Origin of the sequence: Alkalithermobacter paradoxus, from assembly GCA_002029295.1 — a bacterium.
In the GTDB taxonomy this organism is placed as follows: Bacteria; Bacillota; Clostridia; order Peptostreptococcales; family Peptostreptococcaceae; genus Alkalithermobacter; species Alkalithermobacter paradoxus.
Genome location: MZGW01000023.1, coordinates 1 through 1,494, shown reverse-complemented (window position 1 = coordinate 1,494; position 1,494 = coordinate 1). Strand labels below are relative to the sequence as shown.

The following is a 1,494-nucleotide window of genomic DNA, read 5'->3' as shown; positions in this document are numbered from 1 at the left end:
TTTCTGGATTAACTCTACTAAAAAATACATTGGGTAAACGAGCATAGCTGTTATCAAAGTTCCATCCTATATTTATCTCTTCCATTGTATCCCTCTTTTAATTTTATATTTTCATTTAGTATTTCCAAGATTAAGGATTGAAATGAAATATTCTATAATAAATATTGCTATGCTAAAAAATGCCTATGCTCAACACCTATTTTTTGTACAAAAGCACTCTCCAAATGAATCTGATAAAATGTTAAACATAACTTATTTAGGTGCTTTATTTTCAATACAATGTGCTTTATTTTTTGTATTAATTAAATACTTTATAGCAATTAAAGTAGTCATAACCATTGCAAAAGCAAAATTAATAATAATAGCATTTGATACACTTGTTAGTTTTAAAATTATTCCACATCCCGCCATAGATAACAAAGCTCCAACTCTTCCACAACTAGATTTTAAAGAAGTTAATGAAGAAATACGTTCGCTAGAAACATTTTTGGCAAATATATATTTGCTGATGAAGTCGAGCACTGTGAAAATAAACACATAAGTTATATAAACAAAAATAAATAAAACTTTATTTGTAGTATTTAGTAAACTTAAAGAAAATATGAGTAATATAATTAGAATACTAAAATGTTTTCCTAAATTTTTATGAGATAATTTCGAAACAGGAATACTGTACGCAAAAATGCTTGAAATTTGAAAAACTATATAAAATATATAAAAATTATATTCATTAATTCCTTTACTTAAAAATAAAGCTTGCCATAATTGAAAATGTGCTTGAAAGAAAAATTGTTCTACAAATGTCAAAATAATCATTAATTTTAGAGATTCTTTTTCTCTTATTTCCTTAATTCCTTCTCTAGTTTGCATAATCATTTTCTTAAGCATTTCAGATAAAGAAATTGTTGTATTTCTAATACTTTCTCCTTTATAAAAAAAAGTAACACAAATAATTGAAATAATAGCAAGTGTTATACTTACCCAGTAAAATCTAATTCCTATTTTATAATAAATAAAAGATCCTAGAGAACTACCAATTAATAATGATATGAAGTTCAATCTATTTGCATCACTTATAAACTTATCTATATATCCTTCAGATAGTCTAAGATTATTGATTATTTCTGCATCTATTGTTCCTGTATCAAGTGCAGATGAAATGCCATACATAAACCAAGCTATAAACAACATCCAAAAACTATTCATATAAATAACAAGAAAAAACATGACTAATAGAAAAAACTTAGAATATACAAATACTAATTTTTTAGGATAAATATCTGATATTAACCCACTAGGATATTCGCTGATGAAAACAGCAAAACTATAGCCTGCTTGTATTATCATTATTTGAGGTAACGTTACTTCTTTAGACAATAGTAAAACTGTCAATACAGAATGTGGTAATGAAATAGCAACTGTAAGAAGTACCAATGAAACGTAATAGACATATATATTTTTTTTAATACGTGGCTCTACTACTATTTTCATTAC

General features: G+C 25.3%; 1 protein-coding gene. It reads right to left on the bottom strand.

Annotated elements, in window-relative coordinates; translation table 11 throughout:
• Positions 1-252: 252 nt before the first annotated feature.
• Positions 253-1,494, bottom strand: a 1,242-nt coding sequence (locus CLOTH_RS10380) for an MFS transporter (RefSeq protein WP_079413708.1), incomplete at its 5' end; no start/stop codon positions are given.